This window comes from bacterium (assembly GCA_040753555.1).
Taxonomy (GTDB): domain Bacteria; phylum UBA9089; class UBA9088; order UBA9088; family UBA9088; genus JBFLYE01.
On record JBFMDZ010000227.1, the window covers coordinates 1 to 3,013 of the forward strand.

Sequence of the window (3,013 nt, forward strand, 5' to 3'; positions counted from 1 at the left end):
TTTTTTATAGTCGCCTATTTGTATTCTCTTTTTATCTCTGCATTCATTCATACCTCCATTGTATTATAATTAACTTTAATTTGTCCAGTAAAAAATGTGGGACATAATCAGCTTTTAGAGGGGTGTCTGCGTTAGCAGACGGGGTGTTTCCCCTTCTTTAAGTCAAAACACCAACCCAAAAACCTTCTTTATCATTCTTTCAGAGCCTCTTCTATAATTCTTTCAATCTCCTTAGGACTTATATCCTTCTTTTCTGGCTTATCATAAACAAATAACAAAGTAATACAACTTTTTTCCTTATCAAGTAAATACAACAAGCGAAAACCCCCACGCTTACCTTTAGCCATATCGCTGCTTTTAACACGAAGTTTTCGCACCCCTTGTGTATTGGGGATTACTTTTCCTAAATCAGGGTAAATTAACAACACCTCAATTGCTCCTTCCAAATCAAACCGAATGCGCTGATATTTCTTTTCCAGATGGTGAAGACTACGCTTAAATGGTTTTGAAAATCGAATCTCAAATCTCATAAAGCTCTTTTCTCCAATTTGAAGATGGCTTACTATCTTCTTTTTCAACAGAATTTAAAAGCCTTTGGAATGCCTTAGAGGTTGCTAATAAAACATCCTCTGGCTCTTGCTCTTTTTCAAGAAGATTATCTACGAGCGTCTTTAAGCATTTGAAAACCTTTACATCTACAACAAAAGCTTTAGGCAAACCCTTCTCCAAAATAAGGGGAAATTCTCTTTCTAGTGGATTTGTTACTTCAACGCTTCTAATTCCCATTATAAACTCACCTCCTAGTTAAAATTAGGATATATTTTATCATTCTATTTCAATCAAAATAATCCATTTATTGATATAAATTGCCTCATTGTAGGTTCCAGCAGCAACAATAATCCTATCGCCCGGGCCTGCCGCATCTATTGCAGATTGAATTGAGCCTCCCGGATTAACATACAAATCCGCCGCCTTTGCCTCAAAGCCCCAAATTAGCCCCAAAACTACCACACTCAAAATTTTCTTCATCTTCTTCCTCGTTTATTTAATCCCTTTTTTGTATTTTCTCATACAAACCATTACTAATCCTAAATCCTTTTTTTATTAAATTATTTACATCTTCTTTTATATCAGCCAAAATTTTCTGTTTTAAGGCAAGTTGTAATATCCCAATTATTCCTATCTTCTTAAGTCCCATATGAGAAGCAATAGCCCTTGCTTTTGGGTCGTCTAAAAGAACAAGGTCTGCAGAAAGTTCTTTTGCTAAAATTATTGCTTCTGCCTCTCCTCTATGGAGATATTCTAATAAAGAAAGGATGGCTATAGAATCCCTTGTCTTTTTCCTTTTAATCCACCCATCTTTAACTGCTATATAGGTCTCATTACATCCAAAACGTCCCTTTCCTTCAATTACTATCTCTTGATATACTGCATCTGGAATAAGTATTGCTTCATACAGTCTCTTTAATACTTCAAATCTTCCTATCATAGAAAGCCCAATGAGAACACTTGAGTTGGCTACTACCTTCATTTAAGCTCATCATATTTAGATATTGCCTCCTGGTCTTCCTGGTATTCCCTTTCTGTATATTCATACACAGGTATACCACGACTATTCAGCAAAGAAGCAAAATCATACCTGTGCATACCCGCAATATCTGCTGCTTTTGCCATACTTACAACCCCTGCAGTAAATAGGTCTATTGCTGTCGCCAACCTTATCCTATCCTCAAGCCCCATTCTGGATGCTTTGGTAAAGCCCAAGAGTAAGATAAGGTCTTTTGGAAGATTTATCTCTATATGTTCTAAATCAACAACCTGTTTCATAATCAATCACCCCTCTTAAAAACAAAATAAATTTGCCTTTTTATTATAAACATTCCCTATCAATTAAGGTAATATTTTTATTCTTGATATAAACCGCCTCATTGTAGGTTTCAGCCGCAACAATGATTCTATCGCCACTTGTTGCCACATCTATTGCCAACTGGATTTTTGCATAATGAGATGGCACATACAAATCTACAGCATAAGCCCTTAATCCCAACTCCATCCCCAAAATCACTAAAGCCAATAGCTTCTTCATTTCACATTGCCTCCTTACTACGCCGGTCAGACCTTACGGTCTGCCACCCCTTCGGTGAAGGGGAATGGGATGGGCTGTTCATCTTTTTAAAACTAGCTAAACACATACAAATCTGCATCTTTTTGTATTTACTAAATAACCTTCCATAGTTTATGTCTTTTTCTGGTTGAATCTCTTGCTTTATGGATAACAGCAAGAATCAAAATACGCTCTTTTTCAATACGGTACATAATACGATAATTTTGAAATAAGATTTCTCTGATATTTCTTTCTTTTGCTTCGGGAACCATTCTTCCCATTTTAGGAAATTTTTCTAAATCCTCCACTGAACCAATAATTCTTTCTATAAATCTCATTGCATAATATTCTGAATCTCTCTTGATATAGTCTCTGATATCTTCCAAATCCAAAAAAGCTGGTTCTGTCCACTCAATTAAAACAACCTTTTCTTAACTTCCTTATGGGAGATAATATTCCCACAAGAAGCGGCCTTCAAGGCAACCTCTAGTTTCTTCTTAACATAAAATTCATAAATAATATCATCCCAATTTACCTCCTCTGGAAGTCGGTCAATAAGCCTCTTTGCTTCTTCCTTAACAATCTCCATCTTCTTCACCTCCTAGTTTATAGCTTCTCATAAATATCTGCCTTTCTTTTAGAGTGAGCAATGAGAATACCCTTTATTGGTCTTTGCAAATCATCCACCTCAACCTCTCCAAGTAATAACCATTCTCCCCAATACCTTTTTCTTAAATCCTCAATCCTTTCTTGTTCCATTTTTTCCTCCTCTATTTTTATATTTTGTAACTATTCAGTATATCGTATTTTATATGTTTGGCTGTTTTAAAATTCATCCATTCTATAATAAATCCCAAATCCCAAGTTCAAATGTCAAAAAAATGTCCAATTTCCAATGTCCAATATCAT

9 protein-coding genes are annotated in these 3,013 nt (G+C 35.4%); all 9 read right to left on the reverse strand.

What is annotated here, in order from left to right:
- Positions 1-191: 191 nt before the first annotated feature.
- Positions 192-530 carry a type II toxin-antitoxin system RelE/ParE family toxin gene (locus tag AB1630_11685; GenBank protein MEW6104453.1) on the reverse strand — a complete coding sequence of 113 codons (339 nt, stop codon included), beginning with the start codon at positions 528-530 and terminating at the stop codon, positions 192-194.
- Positions 520-786, reverse strand: a complete 267-nt coding sequence (locus AB1630_11690; GenBank protein MEW6104454.1) for a hypothetical protein — start codon at positions 784-786, stop codon at positions 520-522. Before AB1630_11690 ends, AB1630_11685 begins: the two co-directional genes overlap by 11 nt.
- 39 nt (positions 787-825) lie before the next feature.
- Complete coding sequence (locus tag AB1630_11695; GenBank protein ID MEW6104455.1) at positions 826-1,029, reverse strand: hypothetical protein; 204 nt, start codon at positions 1,027-1,029, stop codon at positions 826-828.
- Positions 1,030-1,045: 16 nt separating this feature from the next.
- Entirely contained in the window at positions 1,046-1,531 is a 486-nt protein-coding gene (locus AB1630_11700) for a DUF3368 domain-containing protein (protein ID MEW6104456.1), read from the reverse strand.
- Positions 1,528-1,827 (reverse strand): UPF0175 family protein, encoded by a 300-nt coding sequence (locus AB1630_11705; GenBank protein ID MEW6104457.1) that lies wholly within the window; start codon positions 1,825-1,827, stop codon positions 1,528-1,530. The genes AB1630_11700 and AB1630_11705 overlap by 4 nt, the downstream gene beginning before the upstream one ends.
- Before the next feature lie 43 nt (positions 1,828-1,870).
- Positions 1,871-2,086: a hypothetical protein gene (locus AB1630_11710; GenBank protein MEW6104458.1), complete on the reverse strand. Its 216-nt coding sequence runs from the start codon at positions 2,084-2,086 to the stop codon at positions 1,871-1,873.
- A 131-nt stretch (positions 2,087-2,217) separates the two neighbouring features.
- Positions 2,218-2,520: a type II toxin-antitoxin system RelE/ParE family toxin gene (locus tag AB1630_11715; protein ID MEW6104459.1), complete on the reverse strand. Its 303-nt coding sequence runs from the start codon at positions 2,518-2,520 to the stop codon at positions 2,218-2,220.
- A complete protein-coding gene (locus tag AB1630_11720) occupies positions 2,520-2,693 on the reverse strand; it encodes a hypothetical protein (protein MEW6104460.1) in 174 nt (57 codons plus the stop codon). The genes AB1630_11715 and AB1630_11720 overlap by 1 nt, the downstream gene beginning before the upstream one ends.
- A 17-nt stretch (positions 2,694-2,710) precedes the next feature.
- Positions 2,711-2,863 carry a hypothetical protein gene (locus AB1630_11725; protein MEW6104461.1) on the reverse strand — a complete coding sequence of 51 codons (153 nt, stop codon included), beginning with the start codon at positions 2,861-2,863 and terminating at the stop codon, positions 2,711-2,713.
- Positions 2,864-3,013 lie beyond the last annotated feature (150 nt).

What these genes read in the sequence shown, in the direction of transcription:
- AB1630_11685 (MEW6104453.1), bottom strand. Translation starts at nt 530, where the DNA reads ATGAGATTTGAGATTCGATTTTCAAAACCATTTAAGCGTAGTCTTCAC.
- AB1630_11690 (MEW6104454.1), bottom strand. Translation starts at nt 786, where the DNA reads ATGGGAATTAGAAGCGTTGAAGTAACAAATCCACTAGAAAGAGAATTT.
- AB1630_11695 (MEW6104455.1), bottom strand. Translation starts at nt 1,029, where the DNA reads ATGAAGAAAATTTTGAGTGTGGTAGTTTTGGGGCTAATTTGGGGCTTT.
- AB1630_11700 (MEW6104456.1), bottom strand. Translation starts at nt 1,531, where the DNA reads ATGAAGGTAGTAGCCAACTCAAGTGTTCTCATTGGGCTTTCTATGATA.
- AB1630_11705 (MEW6104457.1), bottom strand. Translation starts at nt 1,827, where the DNA reads ATGAAACAGGTTGTTGATTTAGAACATATAGAGATAAATCTTCCAAAA.
- AB1630_11710 (MEW6104458.1), bottom strand. Translation starts at nt 2,086, where the DNA reads ATGAAGAAGCTATTGGCTTTAGTGATTTTGGGGATGGAGTTGGGATTA.
- AB1630_11720 (MEW6104460.1), bottom strand. Translation starts at nt 2,693, where the DNA reads ATGGAGATTGTTAAGGAAGAAGCAAAGAGGCTTATTGACCGACTTCCA.
- AB1630_11725 (MEW6104461.1), bottom strand. Translation starts at nt 2,863, where the DNA reads ATGGAACAAGAAAGGATTGAGGATTTAAGAAAAAGGTATTGGGGAGAA.